Origin of the sequence: Catonella morbi ATCC 51271 (assembly GCF_000160035.2) — a bacterium.
Lineage (GTDB): Bacteria > Bacillota > Clostridia > Lachnospirales > Lachnospiraceae > Catonella > Catonella morbi.
Window position 1 is genome coordinate 212035 of sequence record NZ_KI535370.1, and the last position, 25920, is coordinate 237954.

Below are 25920 nucleotides of genomic sequence, written 5' to 3' on the forward strand. Positions count from 1 at the left end.
GGATTGTTCATAGGTAAACACTTTCCCGTGTACTTCATCCAAATCAATAATGATCTGGCATCTGCATCGAATTGTTTTGGATGTTTTGTTTTTTCGGATGACAGATTTTAAGATTTTTAATTCGTTATCCGTAAGTTCGATTTTATACTTTTTTGGTCTTGCCATATAAATCACCGCCGTTTCTTTTATTTTATCATAAAACGGCAAAAATAGCCAGAAGTATTTTGTTAAATATCAATATGTCAATACACTAGTTATACTTTATAGTCCAAGTTCCTGTCCAGCCTTTTGGTCCATACATAGTTGAGTTATTCCATGTTTTAACTTCATAGAAAGTGATTCCTTGGCTCATATATTGAATAAGCAACACCCCTTTAGTATATTTCTTTGTTCTGCCATTATATCCTCCAACAGTCCTAATATCCTTTTTCACAGCTGTTTTAAAATCAGTTAACTGAAAGAGCCTTATAAGGTTTAATTCATTTTCTCCGGTTTCATATCTTTCATAAGCAGCTTCACTGCATATTCCTTCATAAACTACACTGCTTTCAATTCCCAGTGTTTCTCTTATATTTTTGAGTATATAATTTGGATTATCTGTAAATTTACATTTTTGTATACTCCTCATACTTATACCCCCGGTAATAGAAATGAGATGGCTCTTTTGTTATTACAAGCCACCGTTTCCCCCTTTTATACATCCCATAAGACATTCTTTTAGCAGACTGCTGTCAGCGGTATCATAAAAATGTAAAAGTGCTTCATTAAAGCTTAAAGCTTCCTTCTTTCCTATGGTCAGTACTCCTTTACCCTCACTTATCAGTATTTTGCTTGCTACTATCGTTGAAGTCCTCTTATTTCCATCCCAGAAAAGCTGTCCTCTTACCGAACAGCAAAAATATTCTATCGCCCTTTCATAGATATCCGGAATATTATTTATTTCTTCTATTCTCTTTTCTACTTCGGCTTTATCGGGAACCGGCGGGAGATAATCCGTTCCTCCTACACCTATGGTGCCGCTTCTAAGCACTCCCCATTCTAAGCTTTCATTTCTGGAGACCAGGCTGTTTATCTTACATATATATTCTAATGTAAGTGGCTCATCAAGGGTATCTAACATAAATTTCCATGCATCTCTTAAGTTTAATACTGTCTGAATGTCAGATACCGGTACATTATTTACTATCGCACCATCGATAATGGCCTGCGTCTGTGGAAATGTAACATTTACACCCTCGATGTAAGCAGTATTAAAAACCAGCTCTGCAAACAGCTTTTTCGCTAAAAAAATATTAGCCTTTTTATCCATATTCATCTCCTAATTTTCTTTACTCTTTCATATCTTTAATATATCAGATTTTATTTTTCTGCAATTATCCTGTCTTCATTGTAAACTAAGCTTTATGCACCTTCAATCCTTTAAATACTCCCACCAAATACTCTGCCAAAGGCTTCTGTGCCTCTACTGTCATATGGATTCCATCCTTCCCTACAGGTAAATCAAGACTTCCGGCATCCGCAAAATACAAGTCCTCTTCCTTAGCCACCTCCTCTAAAGCCTTAGATAATCCTCCATCTAAAGTACTGAATTTCTCATAATACCGATCCCCTGTAAAGTCAAGTTTAGGCGGAGCTATAAGCAATATTCTTGTTTTTCCGCTACTGTAGACTTCTTTTTCAAGCAGCTTGTTTATTAAATCTCTCATCCTGTCTGCTACCCTCTTAGAATCAGGCTTGCTATGGCTTAGATAATCATTGGTGCCAAGCATAATAGCTAATAAATCTATTTCACCTGCATTCTCAAGTATTTTCTCAAACTCCTCAATTTCAAATTCCATAGAGGGTATACATCTTCCTACCTTTGCCTCTACTACAAACTCCCATTCATCTTTCAGGCTTTCCTGTAAAATCCCTGTAAATCTTACATTTTCAGGATACCTTGCCCCACTGTGTCCTCCTGCAATATCCACTCCGTAAGTATTTGAGTCCCCATAAAATAAACATTTTTTCATACTTTCCTCCATAAATAAAATTATCCCAAATTATTCATGTCATAATCATAGACCTGTTAATCCATGTGATATATTCGCAGGAAACATTTACGTTCTATAACTATGTTAGGTTTTCCAAACACCCGTAAAATATTATGATACAAGTATCAAAAGATATGAGTAAGTAGCCATTTTTTCAAAAAAAGAGCGGATTACCAATATTTTTGTAAGGACCCTGAGAAGTGAAGCCGTAGCAATCCTGTATCAATGGGTATCAAATACTTTTGACACCCACATCATAATATTTTACCAAATGTTTCATGAATAATTTGGGATTATATCCGTACTATAGTTCTTTAATATTTACTTTGTAAAGTTTTGCAACTATTCCCATGATATCCTTACATCCATCAGATATCTTGTTTTTCTTTTCTGTTACCATGTAAAGCTTTCTGTAGCCGCCATCTTTACTGAGCTTAAATTCAAGAAGTTCCCCTCTATCTATCTCTCCTGTTACGGCAAGTCTTGACATCATAGCTATTCCAAGTCCGTTTATGACTGAATTTACCACTGTTACTGTCTTTCCGAAAGTAGCACTTATCTTAAGCTCATTTTGTGATATCCCATGGCTCTCAAGGAGTTTCACGGCCTCTCTCCTTGTACCCGAACCGCTTTCCCTCATAATGAAGTCTTCATTTTTTATCCAGTCAAGATTGGTTGCTGTTTCTTTTATCTTCCTGTATTTTTCGGAATTCTCAGTAACCAGGATAAGTTCATCATCATAAAAAGGTATGAAATTACACTTGTTTGTACTAATCTCTGTTCCCGCAAGCCCTATATCTGCCATATGATTGGTAATATCCTCTACCACACCCTCACTGTCAGTTTCTCTTACCTTAAAATCAACCTCAGGAAATTTCTTCTTAAAAGCTGACAGAATCTCAGGTACAAGAAACTGTCCCGGTATGGAAGATGTTGAAATAACCACCTGTCTTAATTTATTCTCATCTTCTTCAACAGAAAATGAACTCTGTATTTTATCTGCAAGTTCAAGCATTTCTTTCGCATAAAGATATATGCTGTCACCCTCTTCCGAGAGCTGAACTTCCTTTGTGGTTCTGTCAAAGAGCCTTGCTCCAAGCTCTTCCTCCAGATTGTTAATATATGCACTCACAGTAGGCTGCGTAATAAACAGTTCCTTAGCTGCGAGTGTAAAGCTTTTATTATTTGCAATTCTTACAAATGCTTCCAACTGTTTTAATGTCATTAGTACGCCACCCTTTCTGTTTCTGCACCAACCTTCTTTGTTACCTTGATAACATCCATATATTCTATTATCGGCTTAGCACATTTTCTGCTTGTTTCAAACATTTCTCTTACTTCTGAAATAGTAATAATTTCATTAGTTTTAAAATGTTCCCTCACTTTTTCTTCCGCCACATCCATAAAGTGTTTCATAGTGTACATTTCAAGTTCGATTCCAACTTTAACAGCTTTTCCTTCATCCATCATCACTCTGAGTACATCCATAACCACTTCATCAGGATACTTCTTCTTATCTATTTCCGAAAATCTAAGAAAGGCATATCCTGCAGTTTCAAAAGTATCCGTAAGCAGCTTTTCTATAGAAAGGTAGGTCTCATCCTTGTTTATTTCATAACCCGGCAGGCAGACATACTCATTTCTTACCTCAATTAAGTTCTCTGATATGAGTTTATTCATGCATTCTTCAAATACATTCATCTTCACCTTCTTCATATATGTAGAATGTATTTCCGCCTTCTTTATACCTGCCCTGTATGGGTATTTCTCATAGAACTTCTTCAAATCCCTTGTAATTTCCTGAGAAACTATGAAGGCATTGTCCCTATGCCAGTAAAATATGTCTTTATTCTTAGGAAATTCAAATATTACTCCCGAATCTCTCAGCTCGTCTAAATAAGGGCGAAGTTCTTCCGCAGAATGAGACATATTCTTTGCAAGGTCTTTAAGAGTAATTAAATCTTCAGTCTCTGCCCTTATATTCAACTCACATACATCCGCAAGTGAGCCTGATTCTTTTTTAAGCAGTTCTTCTATTGCATCTTCACTAAAACGTTTCTTCTTGCGTGGATTTGGCTCTAAGACCACGCCTCCGCCTATAGTCTCAAGCGGACTATAGAAACGCACAATAAATCTGTCCCCCCTCTTTGTGGCAAGTTCTTCTTCCAATAAAAGTTCGGCAAGTCCCGTATCTCCCGGTTCAAGTTCATCTTTATCAAGAAGAATTGCCCTGCAGAGTATTTCACTTGTACCTGTGAAAAGATGCAGTCTGTCTCTGTTTTTAATATTCCTTTTAGAATCCTTAAGCACTGTCAGTTTAACATCCATAAGACGTGAATTTTCCATGCTTCCAATCGGAGCAATCACACAGCCTCTGTGAATCTCATCCTTATGAATATTAGAAAGATTTAATGCCACACGCTGACCCGCTTCACATTTTTCCTGATTTGTCTCATGCACCTGAATGGTTCTGATTTTACATTCCTTGCCTACAGGAAAGACTTCCAACACATCGTTCTTGCTTATAGAGCCTGAAAGAAGAGTTCCTGTAACTACGGTTCCAAAACCCGGCATAGAAAATACACGATCAACAGGAAGTCGTGGTATGCTGTTTACATCCTTTTCCGGCACATCGTCTTTTACCATCTTTAATATAAGTTCTTTAAGCTCTTCTATTCCTTCTCCTGTCATAGCCGATACCTTGGCTACAGGAGCGCCTTCCATGATGGTTCCCTTTAGTTCTTCCTTTACATCCTCTTCCATCATACTAAGCCATTCTTCATCAACCGTATCGCATTTATTTAACACCAATATAGTTTTTTCTATTCCAAGAAGTCCTAAAATATCAAGATGTTCCTTAGTCTGTGGCATTATTCCTTCATCAGCCGCCACTACCATAAGCACAAGATCCATACCAACAACTCCCGCAACCATGTTGTTGATGAATTTCTCATGTCCCGGTACATCTATAATACCGCATCTGGTATGGTCTTTAAGGTCAAACCAGGTAAAGCCGAGCTCTATAGTTATTCCGCGTTTCTGTTCTTCTTTCAGCCTGTCGGTATTTCTTCCCGTAAGCGCATGTATAAGTGTAGTCTTTCCATGGTCAATATGTCCTGCTGTTCCGATAATAATGTGTTTCATCAGCACACACCCCCAAACAGACTGCCAATAGTATCAAAATCTTCATCAGAGAGGGTGCGTACATCCATCCATATTGCATCCTCTGCTGTTCTTGCAACTATTGCAGGTTCAAAGCCATGCATCATTTCTTCTAATGCGCTGACACTTATATTATTAGGTTTAATAACTACGGATACACTTTTGATTCTTTCAAGAGGCAGAGAACCTCCGCCCACCTGAGACTCGCAGTCACCAATAGTTATTTCTGTATTTTTACATTTATCTTTGAGTATTTCAGCTAATTTTTCAGCCCTTTCCTTAACAGATTCATAGCTTTCACTAATCATCTTAAGCACAGGAATTTCAGTTATAGCCTTCTCTTCATTTAAATATGAAAGTAATACCAGTTCAAGTGCGGTTACTGTGAACTTATCCACCCTAAGTGCACGTGTGAGCTGATTTTTCTTCATCATATTGATATATTTTTTCTTACCTATTATAATACCTGCCTGTGGTCCGCCAAGCAGCTTATCTCCGCTAAAACATACCACATCCACTCCCGCATCGATAGCTTCCTGAACCGTAGGCTCATGTGTAAGCCCAAACTTAGCCAGGTCGATAAGCACACCGCTTCCCAAATCTTCAATAATAGGGATTTCTGTTTTCTCCGACAAAGGTTTTAATTCTTTAGCAAGCACGCTTTCTGTAAATCCTACTATATTGTAGTTACTTGTGTGCACCTTAAGGAAAGCCTTAGTATCTTCAGTAATTGCATCTTCATAGTCAGAAAAATGTGTTTTGTTGGTTGTACCTACTTCAACCAGTTTAGCACCGCTTTGCTCCATAACATCTGGTATTCTGAACTTTCCGCCTATTTCTATCAGCTCACCTCTGGATACTATTACTTCTCCGCCCTTTGCGATAGTGCTGAGAATGAGCATAACCGCAGCCGCATTGTTATTTACCACCATAGCTGCTTCTGCCCCTGTTATCCTACATAAAAGCTTTTCAAAATGAGAATAACGTTCTCCTCTTTTGCCTGATTCAAGATTATACTCAAGATTTGAATAGCCGCAAACTATATCCGCAAGTATTTCTGCCTGAGTTCTTGTTATCGGAGCTCGGCCAAGATTGGTATGAAGTATTGTTCCTGTGCCATTAATTACTTTTCTTACTTTAGGTTTAAAAAGATTTGTCGCGGCCTTAACTATAGATTTTATAAGATTATCTATTTTTGACTGTAATTCTGTTTCATTATCCGATTCAGCGATCAAAAGGCGGAGTTTATCTGTCTCCTCCCTTATTATATCCATCACTATTTCATGTCCGTAATTTGAAATTAACTCTTTGATTTCATCCTTTTCAAGGAGTATATCCACCTTCGGTATACTCCTATACAATAAATTCTTGTCCATTTTTCCCTCCTGTGCAGAAAATCCGCCCAAATCCGACAATTTTCTGCCAGAATCGGGGAATTATCTTACATATATTAGTTTTTCTTTCTTAGGTACAACCTGTCCGATTACAGCTACTTTGGTAGCCAGCCCTGATTCTCTCAATGCTTTTATGATATCATCACCATATTTGGCCTCTACAGCATACATAAGACCACCTGAAGTCTGAGGATCAAAAAGCAAGTCTGCAAATACCTCTTTGACACCTGTAACATCAACTTTAGAGCCGAAATATTCTTTATTCTTATAGGCTCCGGCAGGTATCATGCCCATTTCAGCCAAATCTCTTGCATCTGTTACATAAGGTATCTTATCGGCAAATATTTCAAAAGAGACTCCGCTTGGTTCAGCCATCTCTATACTATGTCCCAAAAGTCCGAAGCCTGTTATATCCGTGCAGGCATGTACAGGGAAGGCATCCATAACCTCCTTGGGCTTGCGGTTAAGGGTAGTCATAACTTTAACAGCTTCATCAACCGCTATTTTAGAAGCCATATCCACCTTTGCAGCAGTACTTACCAGTCCTGTACCAATCTGCTTGGTAATTATAAGAATATCCCCTTCTTTGGCTCCATAGTTTTTCTGTATTTTTTCAGGATGAACGAAGCCTGTTACACTTAAGCCATATAGAGGCACATCATTTTGAATAGAATGCCCTCCTATCAAAAGTGCATCAGACTCTGCTACCTTATCTGCTCCACCCTTCATAATATCCCCAAGAATACCGGAATCTAAGCAGTTCGGAAATGCAACTATATTCATAGCTACCTTAGCAGTTCCACCCATAGCATATATATCACTTAAAGCATTTGCTGCAGCTATCTGTCCAAATAAATACGGATCATCTACTACAGGAGTGAAGAAATCAAGTGTCTGTATAATAGCCACTTCATCGCTTACCTTATACACAGCAGCATCATCTGAGGTATCAAGACCTACTAACAGGTTTTCATCTTTTTTTAACTTTGGCAGCTTGCCCATAACCTGAGCAAGGGTTTCCGGACCTATTTTTGCCGCTCACCCGGAAGCCTTGGTTAAAGATGTTAATTTTACATTTTCTTTACTCATGCTACCTCCTAGTATAATAATGGTATAGTCAATCAAGACTATTTGATTAACAAATTTCTATATGTATAACAGAAGAAGGCATTCTACCTTCATCAGATGTTATCATAAATTTTATCTTGCCTGATGGCTTCCGATAGACATAAGACAAAACATAAGGTATTATCTCTTAGGATAGGACAAAGAATGGCTACCTCCTTGGGATGCTGAACTGTCAGCATATACCTGTAGTAAAGTCAATTAGTCCATTCGACAGGGTTTTATGTTTTAGCTGGTTGGGAGCCTTTAAGGCTATACCTGAATAACACGCTAGGTTGTGTACCTGCCGTATTGGAAATGGATTCCTATCAGAAAGGAGCTTGTACTTATGACAAGCAATATTGTTTTTAACTCCGATGATTTATTTATCTCTGTCGGTATTGATGTCGGAGCGGATTTTTCCTGGATGTCAATTGCACTTCCAAACCAGCAGTTTATAGGAAAACCTTACAAAATCATTCATAACTGCATGGAGTCCCTTGAATCAGCTGTCTTTAAAATAAAAGAAGCAGAAAAGCTGTATTCTCTGGAAACCCGCATTTTCCTCGAATCCACGGGAATTTATCATTACCCACTTTTCTGCTATCTTCGTGATAAGGGTTTTAACTGCTCCGTTATAAATCCTATCATTACTAAGAATAGCACAAATATTAACATAAGAAAAGTACATAATGACCGTTTTGATTCAAAAAAAGCTGCTTTAGTTGGTTTGAAGCCTGACCTTAAGGTTTCGATTATGCCTTCTGAGCTAGCCCTTAACTGTAGAAACCTCTGTCGTGAATACTATTCGCTTATGGACTCCCGTTCTGCTTATGTCAATAAGCTGCAAGGTGAACTCCGTATGGCATTTCCACAGTACATAGGTGTATTTTCAAAGGTAACCGTTAACACCTCTCTAGTTCTGCTTGAGACATACACATCACCGAAGGCCTTTATAGAGGCGGATGAGCAGGAAGTAATCGGAATCATAAAGTCTACAGCACGTTTTGGTCTTATATATGCTAAAGATAAGTATAATGCCATAATCAAAGCTGCAAATGATGCGAACAAGTTCGGCTGTATATCCTGCAGCAACACAATCCGCATCCGTCTCTACATTAGCTTCATCCGTAAGTACGATGAAGAAATATCCAGATTGCTTGAGACAATGAAACAGCTTGTAAAAGCCAATGAAGATACCGAGTTTGTCAGGCAGTTAAAGCTGATTGAAACCTTTAAAGGAGCAGGGTTCTTATCAGCTATATCTCTGATGTCTGAAATTGGTGACTTCTCTGCTTTCAAAAAGCCAAAACAGCTTTTTGCCTACTTTGGTCTTGATCCGGCAGTCAAACAGTCAGGCAAGTTCGAAGGAACAAAGGTTAAAATGTCAAAGCGTGGCTCTGCAATAGCAAGGAGAGTAATTCATGTGCTGACACTCCAGAGTATAAGCCCTGCAAGGAATGGCAATGCTAAAAACCCCGTTTTAAGAGAGTATTACCTCAAAAAATGCGAATCAAAGCCAAAGCTTGTGGCAATGGGAGCTGTATCTCACAAAGTATGCAACATGATTTTTGCTATACTAAGGGATGGTAAACCTTTTGAAATCATCACTCCACAAGAGCACATCAGGCAATACAACTCTTCAAAGAGTAATACAGCTGCATAATTTTTTCAATGCCATCTGCACCAAGGGGGTAGTCTGTCCTTTTTTACCTAAAATAAAAAATAAGATTTTTCCCTTTTAGGTATTGACATTTATTAGCTGGACTTTTATAGTTGTTAATTTCTAATATTACAATTAAAGTCTGCAATATTAACTACTTTATAGGCTAATGTCTGTATAAATTATCAAAGTTAAATTTATAAGTAATTTTTTGTACAAATACGGATTAATTATACTATATAGAGGTCTTACTTTTCAAGCATAACACAATTTTGCAAAGTTTTTGCAGAATAAGTATGGATTTATTGTTATTAATTTAACAGTTAAAAGAATAGGGGCATAAACGAGCTATTCATCTCGTCTGAATTTCCTATTAAGCTAAAATAACAGAGGTTGAATTCTCAACCTCTGCCATAAGTAAAACATATATAATTGTAAAACAAAGAAGCTCTATCACTAAAACTCTTGTGTTAAGTATATTTACAACTTAACATTTTCACCCTTAGCAAACTTAGCTATTACACCACCTAAGAAGAGAAGAGCAAGTATGTTTGGAAGAACCATCAGAGCATTGAAAAGGTCTGAAAGATTCCAAACAAGTTCTACCTTAAGAAGTGAACCACAGAAAACACAAGCTACAACTATAAGTGTAAATGGAATTATAGCTTTGTCACCAAAAAGATACTTAATGTTCTGTCTTGCAAAGAAGTACCATCCTATGATTGTTGAGAATGCAAAGAACAATAAGCAAAGTGCTACGAACTTAGGACCGATGCCACCAAAACCATGCTCAAAAGCTACCTGTGCTACTACTGTACCGGTAAAATCCTTGTTATCTGTACCAAAACCAAAAGCAGTACCTTTCTGGAGTACCCCTGTTGAAAGGATTACAAGTGCTGTCATTGTAAGTACTACAAAAGTATCAATAAATACACCAATCATGGCTACTTCGCCCTGTTCCTGCGGCTTATCAACCTTAGCGATAGCATGTGCATGTGGTGTAGAACCCATACCTGCCTCATTAGAGAAGAGACCTCTTGCTACACCCTTTCTGATTGCTTCTTTAATTGCAATACCTGCTGTACCGCCAACTATTGCCTCCGGTGTAAATGCTCCTGCAAAGATAGAAGCAAAAGCTCCGGGTACATTCTTAATGTTAATTATAAGGATAATAAGACCTCCTAAGAGATAGAGTGCTGCCATTATAGGTACACACTTCTCTGTAAAAGATGCGATACGGCTGATACCACCCAGGAAAATGAAAGCTGCTATAATCGCAACTGCAATACCAACTATCCAAGTAGGTATTCCAAAAGCTGTCTCGAATGCAGCACTGATAGAATTAGACTGCACCATATTACCCATAAAGCCAAGTGCAAGAATAATTGCTATCGAAAAGAAACCTGCCATAAACTTACCAAAACCACCCTTAAATGCCTTGGTAATATAGTAAACCGGTCCACCTGTAACTTCGCCATTCTTGTCTGTTATCTTGGTCGCCTGCGCAAGACAAGCTTCTCCGTAGATTGTCGCCATACCAAAGAAGGCTGCAAGCCACATCCAGAAGATTGCTCCCGGACCACCACCTACTATAGCTGTAGCACAACCGGCAATATTTCCGGTTCCAACCTGTGCCGCTATAGCTGTTGCAAGTGCCTGGAAAGAACTCATACCATCTTTACCGGCTTTAGAGCCGCTAAGAGAGAAATCACCGAACACTCTGTTCCAGCCTCTTCCAAAATGGCGAATCTGAACAAAACCTGTTCTTATAGTAAAATAAAGACCTGCTCCAAGAAGAACGAAAAGCAGAATGTTATTCCACACAAATCCGCTAATGTCATCAACCACTTTAGCAGCCTGATCCATTGCACTTGGCTCTGTCGCTGCGTCTAAAGCCATTACAAAAAACTTTGTTAAACCTGTCATACCCTTTCCCTCCTCAAATAGTTAATTATTTCAAAGTTTCAACCATAACTTGAAATTATAAATTAAACCGGGCATTTCATTAATAATACTACCCCTCCACAAGTTTAGCCTTGTGGAGGGATACCAAAACTAAACCTTATTTATCAAAAACTGTCTGCTTGTCAACCTCTGTGCAGAGAGCATCAAGAGCTTTCTGAACTATTCTGCGACGAAGTTCTTTTTCTTCATCTGCAGGTAATGCAGGATTACCAAGTGGATGAGGAATAGCAACAGCAGGAACTATTCTGTTTGCACCAACAGTAAGTGAAATAGGTGTAACTGTACAAATATGAACTACAGGAATTCCTGTTGCTTCAATAGCTTTTACCATCGTTGCACCGCAACGTGTACAGGTGCCTCACGTACTGGTCAGAATTACAGCATCTACTCCGGCAGCAAGAAGAGTCTGACCGATTTCCTCACCAAACTTCTTAGCAGAAGCAACTGCAGTTCCGTTACCAACTGTTGAATAGTAGAACTCATGAAGTTTACCGATAACTCCCTCTTTCTCCATATCGCGAAGTACATCAAGAGGAACTACACGATCTGCAAGTTCATTAGCGTATACAGGGTCATATCCGCCATGTGCAGTCTCTGAATTTGTACTATCAAGACTGTTAAGTCCCTTCATACTGTAAGTACCATACTTAGAAGCATTTGAACTTTCAATATGATCCGGATTTCCTTTAGGTACAATACCGCCTGATGTAACTACTGCTATAGTGGCCTTGCTCATATCCTTAATAGCCTTACCCGGCTCAACTCTGTCAAATACAGGCATTGGATACTCTGTTGTAAACGGCTTGTCAGCAATCTTTTTAAGAAGCATTTCAACCGCTCTCTTTGAGCCTCTCTTTGACTCGAAGAAGTTTACACGCTGATTCTGGTTGAAGTATCCTTCTTCTATAGATGCACCTACAGTCTCTCCCTTAGCAAGCTTAAGTGCAAGAGGTGCCATCTTTTTAACCGCATCTCTCATACCTGCTGCGTTATTCTTGGTAGATACGATATATACCTGATTCTTAAACATATCTACACCGGGATTTTCCTCATACATACCGGTAACTACAGGTATATTTAATTCTTCTTTGATTGCTGCTGCGATAGTTGCACAAGCAACACCGTAACGACCGGCGTTAAATGCAGGACCGGCTATAAATAAATCAGGATTCTGTGATTTAACCATCTCGATAATCTCAGCCTTAGCCTTATCAAGATTTTCATTGAAATAACTGTCTCCGCAGATAACAGTAGCAACTATTTCTGCTTCTTCGCCAAACTCTGCAGCAAGCGCCATACCGGGACCTACTTTTTCTCCTACGCGGAGTTCAGCTGCATAATCAGCCTTTTCCTCGCCACCAATCTGTGCAAAGAACTGGTTGATATAATGAACAACTCTAAGTTTTGCCATGATTTTCTCCTTATCTCGCACTAAGTGTATTAAAGCCCATTTCGTTTGTTGCTCCGGTAATTACCTGAAGCTCAACTTCAAGTGTACCGTCTTCTCTAAGTGTATGCTCGTTAGCACCTGCAATCTTGTTTACATAAGCAAGAGTACCGATAACCTTATCAAGCTTAGGAAGAATAACAACCTGGTTAGCATTACCACCGGTTACAAGTGCATTTGCAGCTACATTTGCATCTGCAAGTGACTGTGACTTACCGTCACGTCCCGCATACTCATCGGTAATAATAACTGTCTTAATTCCCTTAGCCTCAATCTTTGTGCAGTTCATGATGAGGTCGGTATCAGGGTTACCAAAACCTTCCTCAGAGATTATAACTGCATCAAGTCCAAGCATCTCGCAAAGCTTTGCTGTCTGGTTTGAAGAACGCTGTTTATCAGCAAGATAAACGTTTTCGTTTGTAATGATATGAGCTACAAAGTTAATTGTCTTTCCATGCTCAGCATATAAATCTTCGATAACAGGGTTATTCTGATGTGCATAAGTCTGGTTCTTATCACAAGAAGAAACACAGTTACCGGAAATAATAGCACCGTCCATATCCTCTGTAGGATAAAGTACTGTAGGAAGAATCTTCTTAGCATCTACGCCATATACATAGGTATCATGAAGAAGCCCCTGGCTCTGAAGCATCTGTACATAGCCGACTCTTGGAAGTCCCGGGAACTTTTCAAAGCCTTCTTTAAGTGTAGGAGCTTCATATACTACAGTCTCATCGGGCGTGAGGTTTCTTGCAAGTTCACCGATGTATGCAGCTACATTAAGACCTGCCATACGAACTGCGTGCTCATAATCATGAGGAGCAACTCCGTCAACACCTTCACAGATAAGGCAAAGGTTAAGCAGTTTTGAATATGGTGTATACTGTGCTCCAAGGCCTGTCATATCGATAATACCTTCCTGGAAACCAACGATAGGTCCACAGGTAACTACTGCCATATCCTTAAGGCAATATGTCTTTCCGGAACCAACGGTATCTACAGGAGCTACAACGCCCGGGAAGATGCCTCCGGTTCCTTCTACTTTTACTCTAGGCTCAATTACGTCCTTAACAGGGGTAATTCTTACGGATTCGCCCGGTTTAGCAATGTCAAAGTCTGCGCATTTAAGTTTCTCCTGCTCAAGAACTATTTTGATAAGTTCTTCTTTGTTCACATAGAGAACTCCGTCTTCAATCTTTGACGTTGTTGCAAATTGGATGTCTTTGATAAAAATCTTTCCAAGTTCCAGTTTCACAACTCATACCTCCTAATTATATTGTGTATTATTTTCAAACAATTCAAATGACGGAACTTTTAAGTACATTTTACTGCTAAATTATAATAAAAAATTTATAATTTTTATATTTTAATAACTTAAATTTTAACTCTGTCATCCAAATCATTTATAGGAAAAATAAATAATAATTTCCTATTTGAAACCTTCCCTATTATATCATGTTCCACTAAAATTGTAATCTAATATTTCATTAATTTTTGCACTTTCTATATATCTGATACTTTTTCAAATGTTATCGCGTTCATAAGCGCGCTTATTTTAAATATTGCACAAAGGCTTATATTGTTACTTTTTAAGGTTTTATTATTAGTTATTTTTGTCATTGTCTGATAATTGTATTTTTTGCACTAAATCGCGGTAACATTTGCAATTTTTTTGAATTTAACAATATAGACATCAAAAGTATAAAATCGACTTAGTTTTGTTTACAATAAAGTGTGTGCCTGCACACACTTCGCACGCGGGCGGCGACGCAAGGCAAACTTCCCTACCGCGAGCTGTGCATGCCTCGGAGAGATTTTTGTTTAATAGGAAATTTCGAAGAAATTTCCTATTAAACAAAAAAATAATCCAAGTTCTAATAAGATTATATCTTAATAGTTCTTGGATTATTTATAATTATTTTAATGCTTCAAATGACTCTATCCCACTTGAAATAAGTGTGAAATCAATGAAACGTTTGTCTTCATCTGTGCCTTCTCTAAACTCATCAACTCTTTTCACGAACTTTTTACAATTATCTATAGCATCTTCTATCATCAGCAAAGAGTCTGCATCTACATTACCCTCAACAACATGAATCATAACCGACTTATACGGAGTCTGTCCGGGTTTTACACTTCCCGACAGCGGATGTGTAAGTAGCTTTGAGCCTTTATGTATCATATCTCTAAGTTTTTCCATTACATCCTGGATACCGCCATCTATAAAATCAATGTTATAGCTATCTCCAATCTTTTCTTTAACCAAAGGATTATTGGTGACTATCAGAACTTCCTTCTTCTTCATTTATAATCTCCTAAGCAATAATGATAAAACCAAATCATTTATTCATATGTATTCCTGATATTTCGGAAATAATTTGGAACAAAATATTAGCCACAGAATCTTTATCTTAAAGGTAAAGATTCTGTAGCTAAATATTATATAAGAAAAAATTCTGCTTTCAGGATTCCCTGTGTCAGCTTACGTAACCGGCCTTTTTGAGTATCTCAACCGATTTAGCCTTATTTGCATCAGAAACTCTGATAATAGGACCTGTACAGCCCATACCGCTCTCAGCATAGATACTTTCTTTCCAAAGCACCTTAACAGCATCCTCAAGATCCATAACTTCAACACCCGGAATCTGAGCAGTAACGATTTCCTTTGGTGGCTCTTTAACATCTTCACTAGGTGCAGCACTCTTCTCACGGGCTGCCTTAAGCTCAGCCAATATCTTATCAAGACCTGCCTTCTTTGCAGCCTTAAATTCAGCATCAGCTACATCAAACACTTTTCCTCTTACAAGCTGTGCAGCATAACGGATAGCGTTTGCAATAACAGGAGTACCGGATGCACGGGAAATAATCATAACAAGGTTCTTATAACCTTCACCTATACCCGGACCATATCCAAAACCTGTCGCCTCATAGCTTCCTCCTGTTGTGAAAGAAGAAAGCATCTTGCTCATAACATTTCCTGTAAGCGAGTCCATAACCATAATGTCAGGAGTAGCTCTAAGTACGTCATTACCTCTCATTACACAGCCACCGTCAGATCTGCTTGACTCTGTGAAACGAATGTCATAACCACCTTCCTGAAGTCTCTTAAGCTCTTTTTCAGTCTGTCTTGCACCATCTACATTAAGAATACCGATTGTAGGCTCTTTAACTCCGCAAGCCTTAGCAGTTATAATACCATAGATAGCATTCTTTATCATACCTTCAATACGGTCTGTACTTGAAGTACCTGTAGTATTGGCAATGAATAATTCCTTACCAACACCCGGAGTAACAGCACGACCTACTGTAGATACACCTATCGGAAATGGATAATGCATGGTAACCGCACCGTCAATTTCTCCTGATGCAAGCATTTCATCCATTTTATCATGTCCTTCTTCATCGTTACTAACCTTAACAGTAGTAACTCCTTCTGCCTCAAGAGTACCGATGTAATAAACATCAATTCCGTCTCTCGCAGCCTCAACCGCAGCTTTCATGGTAGTCTCTTCGCCATGCTCAGAACCCATACCTGTAAGTGCAATTTTAGGTCTCTTACCGAAGCTTCCTGTTTCAAGGCCTTCAGCCATTTCAAGGAAGGTATCGGCAATTATCTTTTCAATTCCTTTTCCCATTACATTTCCACCTTCCTCAGATTATTCTGTTACTAAAGATGCTGCAAACTCTTTCATAGCCTTAGCTATAAGTCCCTTTACTTCTTCCTCTGATACTCCGCTTTCTTTGCTGTCAGCAGAAGTATTAGCCTGAATTACGAACGAAACACCATCGAAAAGATTTGTCATTCTTCCAAGGAAGAGTGAGCCCTTGCCAACTATCATAGCTTTCTTTATGTTACCTGCTAAGATATCTTCTCTGGCAAATCCGATATATGGAGCTCCTGAAGGTATATGTCCTTGTGTAGGAGCAAAGCCTACAAGACCATGCTTCTCAATGAAAGCAGGGATTTCAGTTCTTTCGATCTGTCCCTTCTTAACAGCAAGAGCTGCTATCATCTTATAGTTAGCCTCAGGAACATCTCCTGCTCCTGCAGGCTTAGTAATATCAGGGTTCTGCATTTCTGTAGCAAATTTATCTATATCAGTAATCTTAAGTCCCACTCTTTCAAGCGGATCTGCCACCAGGCTTCCGATTACGTTCTGAGGAGCTGAACCTGTACCAACTGTATGACGTCCGATGATGTCAAGGTTAATCTCAGGACTAACTCCGTCATTCTCAGCAATGAGGATACAGAATGAAGCTATACAATCCTCAAGAAGAGGAACATCCTTCTTTACATGATCCTTACCGTTCATACCGAGCTTAGGTACGCAGCCACCACCAATTACAGCAACTGTCTTATAAGCACCTGCCTTAACAAGTGAAGCCGCCTCAATAAGAGCATGTGCAGGACCTGCACAGAAACCTCTTGCATCTGAACCTGTAGCATTTACAAGACCTGCTATTTCAGCAACAGCCTTTGCAAAGTTACCGCCACCACGCTGGTTAACATCACCACAAGCCTCTTCTGAACAATCGATAACGTATTCAACATCTTCTTTAGCTACGCCTGTGCTCTTAAGTGAGTGAAGTACAGCAAGAACACTTGAAGCCTTATTTACAAGGTTCTCGTGCATAACCTCAGCTGAAAGGTTTACGTCGATATCGTGAGCACGCTTAACGCAACCTACAAGCTTATCTTCATGATAAAGACCTTCTGCACCGTCATTATTAACGAACTGCTCGATTTCTGAAATCTCGAAACCTTCGTGAACTCTTGCCATTATATCTTCTGTAATAACAGGATCTGCCGCTAACTCAGCCTTATGAGCTGCTACAAAGCCTTTCTCAAGCATAACTACTTCAAATACATCACTGGCCTGAACTAAAAGAAGGAACTCTGCCTCAGGCATAATCTCACCAAACTTACCATATCTTTCAGCGCCTGCCATCTTCTTGTCAAAGTAAGGGAATTCTACCTCTCTGAACTGAGCAGGTGTAGCATTGCCAATGTAAACCTGATTTGGCCAATAATCAACAACATCCTGATAGCTTCTGAGATGACTTGGTACACCCTTTAAGAATTCTGAATCAGGGTTAACAATCTTCTCTGTTACAGCTGTAGAACCATTGTGAATTATCATGCTTGGTGTATGCGCAAGTGCATAACCTGTTCCTTTAATAATACTGTTCATACTTTCCACCTCGTTTTATTAGTATTTTACCTTCTAAGCACTTGGTTATAATGAATCTATCAATATCCCCCAAATGTTATTTTCTTTGTTACTTTGTAGAATATTCTGTGAAGCAATTTAACAACACAAAAGGAAAGGCGATGAGGCAGTTAACCCCCATCGCCACCTCTGTTTAATTACAAATTATAAATATTTGCAATACTCGTTTCTGATATTAGTCATCTCTTCAATGATTCCGTCAACATCAAGAACCATTTCCATCATACTAACCTGATCGTCATAAACGCTCTCATCAACTTCTGCTTTAATCTCTGGTTCGCAAATATGGTATACTGTGAGTCCAAGCTGAACTCCTGTCAATGGACCTGCAAAAGTAGGATCACCTGCTGTAACGGTTTCAGCAGCAAGGCCTGAAGCCTCACCCTCTGCAGCACCGAGAATTACTACTACATTCTCAGGACCGTATTTCTCAGCAAATTCCTTTACTCTTTTCTGGTTTTCAAGATCCATTGCACCTGCGCTCGTTCAAACGAAGCACTCAGTAGATGCAAAAATTACTTCACCACCGGCAGACTCTACACAGGCACTGATTGCAGGACCCGGTACACCGTCACGATCGCCGATGATTACTACCTTTTTGTCTTTTAAGATAGCCATCATATTCTCCTTTCAAAGTGTTTGAATATATCGTCAAAGCTCATGCTTTAAACGTCATTTCTTTACATATTGAAGTTTATCACAGTTATAAATTTTTTGCAATACTCTAGCAAGTTATCGCGATTATTGTTAATTTTTTTGCAAAGAAACCTAATATTTTAGATTTTTTTGCATTTTAATTACATAGCTGCATACTTCTCAACCATAGCCTTGATAGCAGGCTCTGTACAGTCGTCTTTAGCAAGCTCCTCAACCTTCTCGCCACCTTTATAGATAGCCATTACAGGAAGTCCTAAAATCTTCTGTCCGATAGCAAGACGACGAGCCTGTGTAGTATTGAGTGCGCAGAATTTAAGCTTTCCTTCAAATTCATCAGCAAGACCATGTACGAAAGGCATAAGTGCCTGACAAGGTACACAACCATCACCGTAAAAATCTACAAATACATATCCTTCAGCCTCAAGTACCTCCGGTCCAAATGTTTCCTTATTTACTTCTAACATATTTATTTCCTCCTGAAAATATATTTTATAAAATGATTTACATATGTATCATTAGATAAGTCCGTGTACAAACTTATCTGCCATTGTTGCTGCAATAGCGCCGTCCGCTGCTGCTGTAACTACCTGGCGAAGCTCTTTTACTCTTATATCACCGACTACATATACACCGGGAATATTGGTACACATATTGTCATCAGTAATGAAGTAACCTCTGTCATCAAGTTCAAGACCTGTATCCTTAAAAATATCAGAGTTAGGAATTCTTCCGATGAAACCGAAAAGACCAAACATTCCATCCTCTTCATTTGCTACAATGTGAGTAATCTCACCCGTCTTTACATTCTTAACATCCATTTCTGAAAGAATGCCATCGCCATAAAGCTTTGTAACGGCACTGTCCCACATAAAGTGAAGATTAGGAACCTTGAAAGCTTTCTCCTGAATGGACTTGGCTGCTCTAAGTTCATTTCTTCTGTGGATAATGGTTACGTTTCTGGCAAATTTGGTAAGATACATAGCCTCTTCAACAGCAGAATCACCACCGCCGACTACATATACATCAAAGCCTTCAAAGAAGTTGGCATCACAGGTAGCACAATATGACACGCCCTTGCTTGCAAACTCTTTCTCGCCTTCACAGCCAATCGGTCTTGGATAAGCACCTGTTGCAATTATAACTGTCTTACCCTCGTAAGTACCGTTATTACAGGTAACCTTCTTAACATCTCCCTTAAGCTCAACAGAAACTACTGTATCGCTTACACGCTCGCAGCCAAAGTGTTCACACTGTTTGGTCATTCTTGCAATAAGTGATGGACCACTTTCATTTTCCAGCACCTGTCCCGGATAGTTCTCAATCTCATCTGTGATTGCTATCTGTCCGCCATCGCTACCCTTTTCGATAATAAGAGTAGAAAGTCTGGCTCTACCACTGTAAAGACCGGCCGCAAGTCCACCGGGTCCTGCCCCAAGAATAATTACATCATACAGCTTACTCATAGTTCACGCTCCTTTTTTCTTATTTAATCTAATTTAGAGATTAAACCGGTTTTTTTGCAAAAACTTGCAAAACTTCGCATAAGATTGCAATATTTTGCAAGTTTTAGCCATTGACAAAATCTATAATGTCACGCATCTATCATTATACAACATATCTACTATATTTGTAAAATACTTTTTAAATATTCTATCTATTTTTTCAGTTTTTCATCATTTTTCAGTGCTTTTATTGTAGAAATTGCTGTCATTACCATTATGAATATAAATGGGAACGCTGCAACGATGGATATTGTCTGTAACGGTTTAAGACCACCCGCCCTAAGGAGCCCTATGGCTGTGGCTGCCTGAAGTACACCCCATATTATCTTATTGCGCTGCGGAGGATTCAAATTACCGTTAGAGGTAAGCATAGATAATACAAAGGTACCTGAGTTTGCAGATGTAATAAAGAAGGTGCAAAGAAGTACAATAGCAATAATCGAAAGCACTAACCCGAGCGGATATTTGCTAAATACCACAAAAAGTCCTACCGATGGATTTGCTGCTATTTCACCCATTTCTTCCATCGAAAGTGTTCCGTTAATTCCAAGATTAAGTCCGAGCGTTCCAAAAATAGAGAACCACACAAATGATGCAAGGGCAGGAGCGAGCATAACACCCATAATAAACTCTCGTATAGTTCTCCCCTTAGAAATACGTGCGATAAATACACCTACAAATGGTCCCCAAGCTATAAACCATGCCCAATAATACACTCTCCAGCTCGCTACCCAACTGTTATCCCCAAAAGGATGAACTGTAAGACTGTCCTGAACAAAATTCTGTAAGTACTGCCCAAGTGAATTTACCAAATCATTTAAGATAGGAACTTTAGGCCCAACTATAAAAGCAATAATCATAAACCCTAAAGCTATATAAAGGTTAGCATCCGATATTATCTTTATACCTTTGCCTATACCTGACATTGCTGACCACACTACAATTATAGTGATAATAACTATAATAGCTATATACACTACCAATATAGAAGGAATACCGAACAAATAATTAAGTCCGCTACTTATCTGCATTGTTCCAAGTCCAAGAGAGGTAACAACACCGGCAAGCGTAGCAAATGTTGCAAGTATATCAACTATCTTTCCCGATGTACCATTCACCTGTTTTTCGCCAATAAGCGGCTCTAAAACCGTACTTAGCAGACCTTCTTTATTTCTTCTGAACATAAAGTAGGCAAGTGCAAGACCAACTATCGCATAACATGCCCAAGGCTCAAACCCCCAGTGCATAAATGAAGAACGCATTGCAAACTCCGCAGCTTCCTGTGTACCCGCTTCAATACCCGATCCTGCCGGAGGGCTTACGAAATGCGATACAGGTTCTGCCACTCCGTAGAACACAAGACCGACACCCATGCCACAGCCAAATAGCATTGCAAACCAGGAAAGTGTTGAATAATCAGGTTTGGAATCGTCTGCACCAAGTTTAATATTTCCGTACTTACTGAATGCTATAAAAAGTAAAAAAGCTACAAATGCCAAGACTACAAAAAGATAAAGCCAGGCAAAGTCATTGGTTAAAAATGCAAAAGCCGCACCTGAAACCGCTTCAAAATTTTTACTGAATTTAACTGCCCATCCGGCGACTATAACAGCAAGAATAATTGAAAATATAAATACTGTATTATTTTTTTTATTTGTCCCCATATGTTTCCCTCCGTTGAAATCATTAATCCAACTATATATTTTATAACAAAAGACCACCCCATTTGTCCCATATGGGTAAGGGGTGGTCAAAAACTATATCTTATACATCAAAAACTGTCTGTTCATCTATTGCTTTAGCAAGTGCTTCAACAGCAACCTTTACTCTATGGTAACGAAGCTTCCACTGATCTTCTTTAGAAGTAGCAGGATCACCCAGAGGATAAGGAATAGAAATTGTAGGTACAATTCTGTTCGCTCCGACTGTCTTTGATACCGGAATAAGGTTACACATATGTACTATAGGCATGCCTGTACGTTCAATTTCTTTAACCATCGTTGCAGCGCAACGTGTACAGGTGCCTCACGTGCTAACCATTATGCAGGCATCAACATGATCCTCCTGCAATAACGGTATTATCTCCTTTGCCATTCTGGAAGCTTCTTTTTCAGTTGTTCCCGTACCTACTGTAGTATAGAAATAATTGTGAAGACTTCCGTATACACCTTCCTTAAGTAAAACCTTCATAGCATCTACCGGCATAATTACATTAGGATCTGCGTCAGCCGCTGCCGGATCAAAGCCTGCGTGTACTGTCTTAAATACTCCACCTTCAAGCCTGTCCATATTCGATATGTCATATCTGCCCCATCTGGTTGCGGAAGCTGACTGGATACGGTCAGGGTTATCTACAGGAACAATACCTCCCGTATTAAGAAGTGCAATCTTAATTGTCTTAAGATCCTTAACAGGAGGAGCTATAGGCACTCTGTCAAGCTTAGGAATAATAAGCTCCGATACATAAGGTTCATTATGAATTCTTGCACGAAGCATCTTCATAAATCTGTCTGCCGCTGTCTCACCACTCTCAAGGAATACCTGATGACGATGTCCTGTAGGGAAGTATCCTTCCTCATCTGCAGGCCCAACCGGTTCCCCCTTAAGCATTTTATTGGCAACAGCTACAAGAGCCTTTATATCCTCTCTCATCTTTGAAGCAATATTTCCGCCCTTCATAATTATCATTTCTTTTCTGAACATTTCAACACCCGGGTTTTCAACATTCATAGAAGTAATTACAGGTACATTATATTTATCCTTAACAGCCTTGCATACAGTTCCGCAGGCTACTCCGTAACGACCTGCCTGAAAAGCAGGACCTGCTATAAACAGATCAAACTTAAGATCCTTTAACATATCTAAGATACGATTTACAGCATCTTCCGTGTTGGAACCAATGTAATTATCACCACAGATAATTGTATGGGTTACTTCGCAATCTTCCAGTTCTTTATCAAATTCCATTGCAGGACCAATCTGCCCTTCTCGAATCTCAGGAGCCACATCCGCCGTGTCCTCTCCACCTAACTGACCGAAGAACTGATTGATATATACAATCGCCTTTTTCATTTAAGTTTCCTCCTTAAAAATCTTTCAAAGTCTTGGTTGACCATCCCACTATCATATCTCCGCAGAAAAGACCATTGTCTTCCATAATGATTGAGCCGTCAGGTCTTACTGAAGGTCCCAGTATCTCATCACCTTCCCAACCGCCTGAGTTACCGTCTCTGCCAAGTGCTTCAAGCTCTCCAAGTACTGTTTCCATTGGAGGAAGTTCAATAAGTTCCGATACGTTACCTGTGGAAACCATAGCCACAATCTTCTCATCAAGCGTAACAAGAGGCTGTGAACCACCATCACGACCGGTACACTCATTAGCAACCCCGACTACCTTGATACCTGCCGTTTCAAGAGCAGCAATAGCACCTACATAGTCTGCATCAGGGTTGCCGTATCCCTCTTCAGTAACAAGCGCAAAATCAGCTCCGAGCTCAGTCGCCTGCTGAACAAGCATTTGAATAACTCTTTCTTTCTGATCCATTGCTACGTTAAGGTTAGACATGATTACACCCAAGAAATTATAATCCTTTCCATCCTCTTCCATAAGTCTTCTAAGAATAGGGAAGTTCTGGAAATCATAGGTTGACCATTTTGAGGAGCAAGGCATGAACGAACCGGAAATCAAAGCTCCGTCCAGCACTTCCTGTGGACTCATAAGAGTAGGAAGATATTTATTCATGTCCCATCCGTAAATGAGGTCATTGTATCCAAGCGCCTCCATCTGTGACTGTGGCTGAAGTACAGCTACAACAGAAGGAAGTTTATTTATCTCTACACTACGCTTTGTAATAGGAGTTGTCTCATATACATCTTTACTTTCAGGAGTTAAGTCCTTTACGCACTGACCGATAAATTCTGCAAGCTTATGACCTGCGCGTCTTAATGCATCATTTTTCTTCTGTTGCTCACGTTTCTCAAATTCTTCATTTGTATCAGCAACCAAAACTATATTATTAAGACCGCCAAAGTATGTGAGTTTCTGACCCGGACCGCTCATATCAATAAGTCCGTCCTGGAATCCGCCCCAGTGCCTGCCAACTACAAGTACACTACAATTTTTAAGTGCATGAAGAACACCTTCACCTGACTGTCTTAAAGGACTTGTATATCCCGGGAAAAGCCCCTTTCCGTCAAGGCGTACACGAGGCTCAATAGCCTCTTTTACAGGACAAAGGCGAATCTTATCGCCCGGCTTTGCAATATAAAGCTCTGCTTCTGTAATCCTTTCGTCTTCACGAACCATTTTAAGTGCTTCTTCTTTGTTGATGGTAAGTATTCCATCTTTGTAGGACAATTCGCTACCAAACTGAATATCTTTTACCTGAAAATTTCCAATCTCTAGTTTCACGAATTATATCCTCCTTTCATAGTAATTGAGTCTTGCAATTTTTTACAATAAATTACTTTATTAAGCGCGCTTATTTACTAACACCAATATACTACCTTTATACCATTTTGTCAATATAGAATTATTATTTATTGTAAAATATAAATAAATAAAGAGGCTAAAATCAGCCTCTTTTATATCTATAGTATATATTTTTCTCTCACCCACTCTTTTTTTAGCTGCCATACCGCCCCTTCAGTATACTTTTTGCACAAATTCGACCTATCAAAGAGTTGCTTCCAACTATCCATCAATTCTTTTTTAAGCAACGGATAAAACGGTGTATTAATTATATCCAAATTATCCTTTATGCCTTGAGATTTTAGTTTATTTCTAAACTCATTTTCTTCCTCCTCACTTCCAAGGAAACATAAGTTTAATATCTTGTTCCAATCCCTTAAGTCAAAGAATATTATTTCTTCTTTCGGAACTGAGAGTTTCAACAAAGTGTTTCCCGTACTCTTAAATACCGCCTCTTCATCCGCAAATATCCAAATCGGACTTTCTGCCTGCTCCGGCTTAGGAATTCTCTTTTCGGCTTCTTTACAGAAAAAGCTATAAGCAGTCTTAAATATCCAGGCTGTTTCACCATATTTTTTATCTATATATTCTTTTTTTACAAAACTTACCCCATCTCTTTCTAAAGTTTCAATTACAATATCTTCTTTGGATGTCCACATTATTACATTGTCTGAATTATCCCTCATAGCTTTCCACCTCCTCTATCCACTCCTTCTTTATTTCCCAGGCAGCTGCCACGAGGCAGGCTTTTTCATCATCAGGTTTAAGTGTAAATATCCTTTCCCAGCTTTTTTCAACCTTTCTTTTAAGTAAAGGGTAAAAGTTGCCTTTCGCCGTTAAAAATAATTCATCATCAGATGTCAGACCATATTTAGCTAATTCTTCCTTATGCCTTAACTTATCAGTTTCATCCAATGGTACATAAAAATAATTAACAACATAACCCCAGGCATCATAATTACAGAGCAATATATCTTTACCGGGAATTTTTAATTTCAAGGTAACTGTTCCCTCAACCGGTCTTAACCTAAATTCATCAGCTACACTAAACCATATTGGATATCGGTACTCATCTTTGATTTCTATATATTTTTTAGCTTCTCTCGTAAACCACTTGTAAAGGCTTAAATAATAATCCGATATAGTATCATTCTTTTTTCTTATATACTCTTCCTTTACCTTGTATATACCATTCTCCTCTATTTCTTTCATTATTTCACTGACCTGTCTTGTCCATAAAGTCATATACTCATCTTCCACAATCCGCATTGCATTCATACTGTTCCTCCTT

At 38.9% G+C, this 25920-nt stretch carries 22 protein-coding genes; 1 reads left to right on the top strand and 21 read right to left on the bottom strand.

Features of this window, described 5'->3' with window-relative positions:
* Positions 1-250: 250 nt before the first annotated feature.
* The 7 genes from GCWU000282_RS13730 to selD form a co-directional block, all read right to left on the bottom strand.
* The gene (locus GCWU000282_RS13730) at positions 251-628 is read right to left on the bottom strand and encodes a hypothetical protein (RefSeq protein WP_023355767.1); all 378 of its coding nucleotides are present in this window, start codon (positions 626-628) and stop codon (positions 251-253) included.
* 42 nt (positions 629-670) lie between these two features.
* Entirely contained in the window at positions 671-1309 is a 639-nt protein-coding gene (locus GCWU000282_RS13735; protein WP_035041138.1) for a Fic family protein, read from the bottom strand.
* 85 nt (positions 1310-1394) lie between these two features.
* Complete coding sequence (locus tag GCWU000282_RS13740; protein ID WP_051384203.1) at positions 1395-2012, bottom strand: GDSL-type esterase/lipase family protein; 618 nt, start codon at positions 2010-2012, stop codon at positions 1395-1397.
* A 325-nt stretch (positions 2013-2337) separates the two neighbouring features.
* Positions 2338-3258, bottom strand: coding sequence for a selenium metabolism-associated LysR family transcriptional regulator (locus GCWU000282_RS13745; protein WP_023355770.1), 921 nt, complete (start codon positions 3256-3258; stop codon positions 2338-2340).
* On the bottom strand, positions 3258-5177 hold the full coding sequence (selB, locus tag GCWU000282_RS13750) for a selenocysteine-specific translation elongation factor (RefSeq protein WP_023355771.1): 1920 nt from the start codon (positions 5175-5177) through the stop codon (positions 3258-3260). The genes GCWU000282_RS13745 and selB overlap by 1 nt, the downstream gene beginning before the upstream one ends.
* Positions 5177-6571, bottom strand: coding sequence for an L-seryl-tRNA(Sec) selenium transferase (gene selA, locus GCWU000282_RS13755; protein ID WP_035041141.1), 1395 nt, complete (start codon positions 6569-6571; stop codon positions 5177-5179). Before selA ends, selB begins: the two co-directional genes overlap by 1 nt.
* Positions 6572-6631: 60 nt before the next feature.
* Positions 6632-7678 carry a selenide, water dikinase SelD gene (gene selD / locus GCWU000282_RS13760; protein ID WP_084295398.1) on the bottom strand — a complete coding sequence of 349 codons (1047 nt, stop codon included), beginning with the start codon at positions 7676-7678 and terminating at the stop codon, positions 6632-6634.
* A 364-nt stretch (positions 7679-8042) separates the two neighbouring features.
* Between selD and GCWU000282_RS13765 the strand changes: the two genes are divergently transcribed.
* Positions 8043-9359 (top strand): IS110 family RNA-guided transposase, encoded by a 1317-nt coding sequence (locus GCWU000282_RS13765; protein ID WP_035041144.1) that lies wholly within the window; start codon positions 8043-8045, stop codon positions 9357-9359.
* Positions 9360-9836: 477 nt separating this feature from the next.
* Here the strand turns inward: GCWU000282_RS13765 and GCWU000282_RS13770 are convergent, their stop codons facing one another.
* The 14 genes from GCWU000282_RS13770 to GCWU000282_RS13850 form a co-directional block, all read right to left on the bottom strand.
* Positions 9837-11222, bottom strand: coding sequence for an alanine/glycine:cation symporter family protein (locus GCWU000282_RS13770; RefSeq protein WP_035041273.1), 1386 nt, complete (start codon positions 11220-11222; stop codon positions 9837-9839).
* 196 nt (positions 11223-11418) lie between these two features.
* Positions 11419-12732, bottom strand: coding sequence for a glycine reductase complex selenoprotein B (grdB, locus tag GCWU000282_RS13780; protein ID WP_084295399.1), 1314 nt, complete (start codon positions 12730-12732; stop codon positions 11419-11421).
* A gap of 10 nt (positions 12733-12742) precedes the next feature.
* A complete protein-coding gene (locus tag GCWU000282_RS13785) occupies positions 12743-14023 on the bottom strand; it encodes a glycine/sarcosine/betaine reductase component B subunit (RefSeq protein ID WP_023355778.1) in 1281 nt (426 codons plus the stop codon).
* A 660-nt stretch (positions 14024-14683) separates the two neighbouring features.
* The gene (locus GCWU000282_RS13790) at positions 14684-15073 is read right to left on the bottom strand and encodes a GrdX family protein (RefSeq protein ID WP_023355779.1); all 390 of its coding nucleotides are present in this window, start codon (positions 15071-15073) and stop codon (positions 14684-14686) included.
* A gap of 172 nt (positions 15074-15245) precedes the next feature.
* Positions 15246-16403, bottom strand: a complete 1158-nt coding sequence (gene grdD / locus GCWU000282_RS13795; RefSeq protein ID WP_023355780.1) for a glycine/sarcosine/betaine reductase complex component C subunit alpha — start codon at positions 16401-16403, stop codon at positions 15246-15248.
* 21 nt (positions 16404-16424) lie between these two features.
* Positions 16425-17960 (bottom strand): glycine/sarcosine/betaine reductase complex component C subunit beta, encoded by a 1536-nt coding sequence (gene grdC / locus GCWU000282_RS13800; RefSeq protein WP_023355781.1) that lies wholly within the window; start codon positions 17958-17960, stop codon positions 16425-16427.
* Between the two features lie 183 nt (positions 17961-18143).
* Positions 18144-18617, bottom strand: a complete 474-nt coding sequence (grdA, locus tag GCWU000282_RS13805; protein ID WP_084295400.1) for a glycine/sarcosine/betaine reductase complex selenoprotein A — start codon at positions 18615-18617, stop codon at positions 18144-18146.
* Between the two features lie 179 nt (positions 18618-18796).
* Complete coding sequence (gene trxA, locus GCWU000282_RS13815) at positions 18797-19120, bottom strand: thioredoxin TrxA (protein ID WP_023355784.1); 324 nt, start codon at positions 19118-19120, stop codon at positions 18797-18799.
* 51 nt (positions 19121-19171) lie between these two features.
* Positions 19172-20119: an NAD(P)/FAD-dependent oxidoreductase gene (locus GCWU000282_RS13820; protein WP_023355785.1), complete on the bottom strand. Its 948-nt coding sequence runs from the start codon at positions 20117-20119 to the stop codon at positions 19172-19174.
* A gap of 191 nt (positions 20120-20310) precedes the next feature.
* The gene (locus GCWU000282_RS13825; protein WP_035041150.1) at positions 20311-21822 is read right to left on the bottom strand and encodes a BCCT family transporter; all 1512 of its coding nucleotides are present in this window, start codon (positions 21820-21822) and stop codon (positions 20311-20313) included.
* Between the two features lie 100 nt (positions 21823-21922).
* Complete coding sequence (grdH, locus tag GCWU000282_RS13835; RefSeq protein WP_084295401.1) at positions 21923-23230, bottom strand: betaine reductase selenoprotein B; 1308 nt, start codon at positions 23228-23230, stop codon at positions 21923-21925.
* Between the two features lie 13 nt (positions 23231-23243).
* Positions 23244-24569, bottom strand: a complete 1326-nt coding sequence (locus GCWU000282_RS13840; protein WP_023355789.1) for a glycine/sarcosine/betaine reductase component B subunit — start codon at positions 24567-24569, stop codon at positions 23244-23246.
* A 179-nt stretch (positions 24570-24748) separates the two neighbouring features.
* Positions 24749-25315, bottom strand: a complete 567-nt coding sequence (locus GCWU000282_RS13845; RefSeq protein ID WP_023355791.1) for a DUF3841 domain-containing protein — start codon at positions 25313-25315, stop codon at positions 24749-24751.
* A complete protein-coding gene (locus GCWU000282_RS13850) occupies positions 25305-25907 on the bottom strand; it encodes a DUF3841 domain-containing protein (RefSeq protein ID WP_023355792.1) in 603 nt (200 codons plus the stop codon). The genes GCWU000282_RS13845 and GCWU000282_RS13850 overlap by 11 nt, the downstream gene beginning before the upstream one ends.
* Between the last annotated feature and the right edge of the window lie 13 nt (positions 25908-25920).

Coding starts and splice junctions, on each gene's coding strand:
- GCWU000282_RS13850 (WP_023355792.1), bottom strand. CDS start 25,907: ATGAATGCAATGCGGATTGTGGAAGATGAGTATATGACTTTATGGACA.
- GCWU000282_RS13790 (WP_023355779.1), bottom strand. CDS start 15,073: ATGAAGAAGAAGGAAGTTCTGATAGTCACCAATAATCCTTTGGTTAAA.
- GCWU000282_RS13845 (WP_023355791.1), bottom strand. CDS start 25,315: ATGAGGGATAATTCAGACAATGTAATAATGTGGACATCCAAAGAAGAT.
- trxA (WP_023355784.1), bottom strand. CDS start 19,120: ATGTTAGAAGTAAATAAGGAAACATTTGGACCGGAGGTACTTGAGGCT.
- GCWU000282_RS13730 (WP_023355767.1), bottom strand. CDS start 628: ATGAGGAGTATACAAAAATGTAAATTTACAGATAATCCAAATTATATA.
- grdC (WP_023355781.1), bottom strand. CDS start 17,960: ATGAACAGTATTATTAAAGGAACAGGTTATGCACTTGCGCATACACCA.
- GCWU000282_RS13820 (WP_023355785.1), bottom strand. CDS start 20,119: ATGAGTAAGCTGTATGATGTAATTATTCTTGGGGCAGGACCCGGTGGA.
- selB (WP_023355771.1), bottom strand. CDS start 5,177: ATGAAACACATTATTATCGGAACAGCAGGACATATTGACCATGGAAAG.
- grdD (WP_023355780.1), bottom strand. CDS start 16,403: ATGGGAAAAGGAATTGAAAAGATAATTGCCGATACCTTCCTTGAAATG.
- GCWU000282_RS13735 (WP_035041138.1), bottom strand. CDS start 1,309: ATGGATAAAAAGGCTAATATTTTTTTAGCGAAAAAGCTGTTTGCAGAG.
- GCWU000282_RS13825 (WP_035041150.1), bottom strand. CDS start 21,822: ATGGGGACAAATAAAAAAAATAATACAGTATTTATATTTTCAATTATT.
- selA (WP_035041141.1), bottom strand. CDS start 6,571: ATGGACAAGAATTTATTGTATAGGAGTATACCGAAGGTGGATATACTC.
- GCWU000282_RS13770 (WP_035041273.1), bottom strand. CDS start 11,222: ATGGATCAGGCTGCTAAAGTGGTTGATGACATTAGCGGATTTGTGTGG.
- GCWU000282_RS13765 (WP_035041144.1), top strand. CDS start 8,043: ATGACAAGCAATATTGTTTTTAACTCCGATGATTTATTTATCTCTGTC.
- GCWU000282_RS13745 (WP_023355770.1), bottom strand. CDS start 3,258: ATGACATTAAAACAGTTGGAAGCATTTGTAAGAATTGCAAATAATAAA.
- GCWU000282_RS13740 (WP_051384203.1), bottom strand. CDS start 2,012: ATGAAAAAATGTTTATTTTATGGGGACTCAAATACTTACGGAGTGGAT.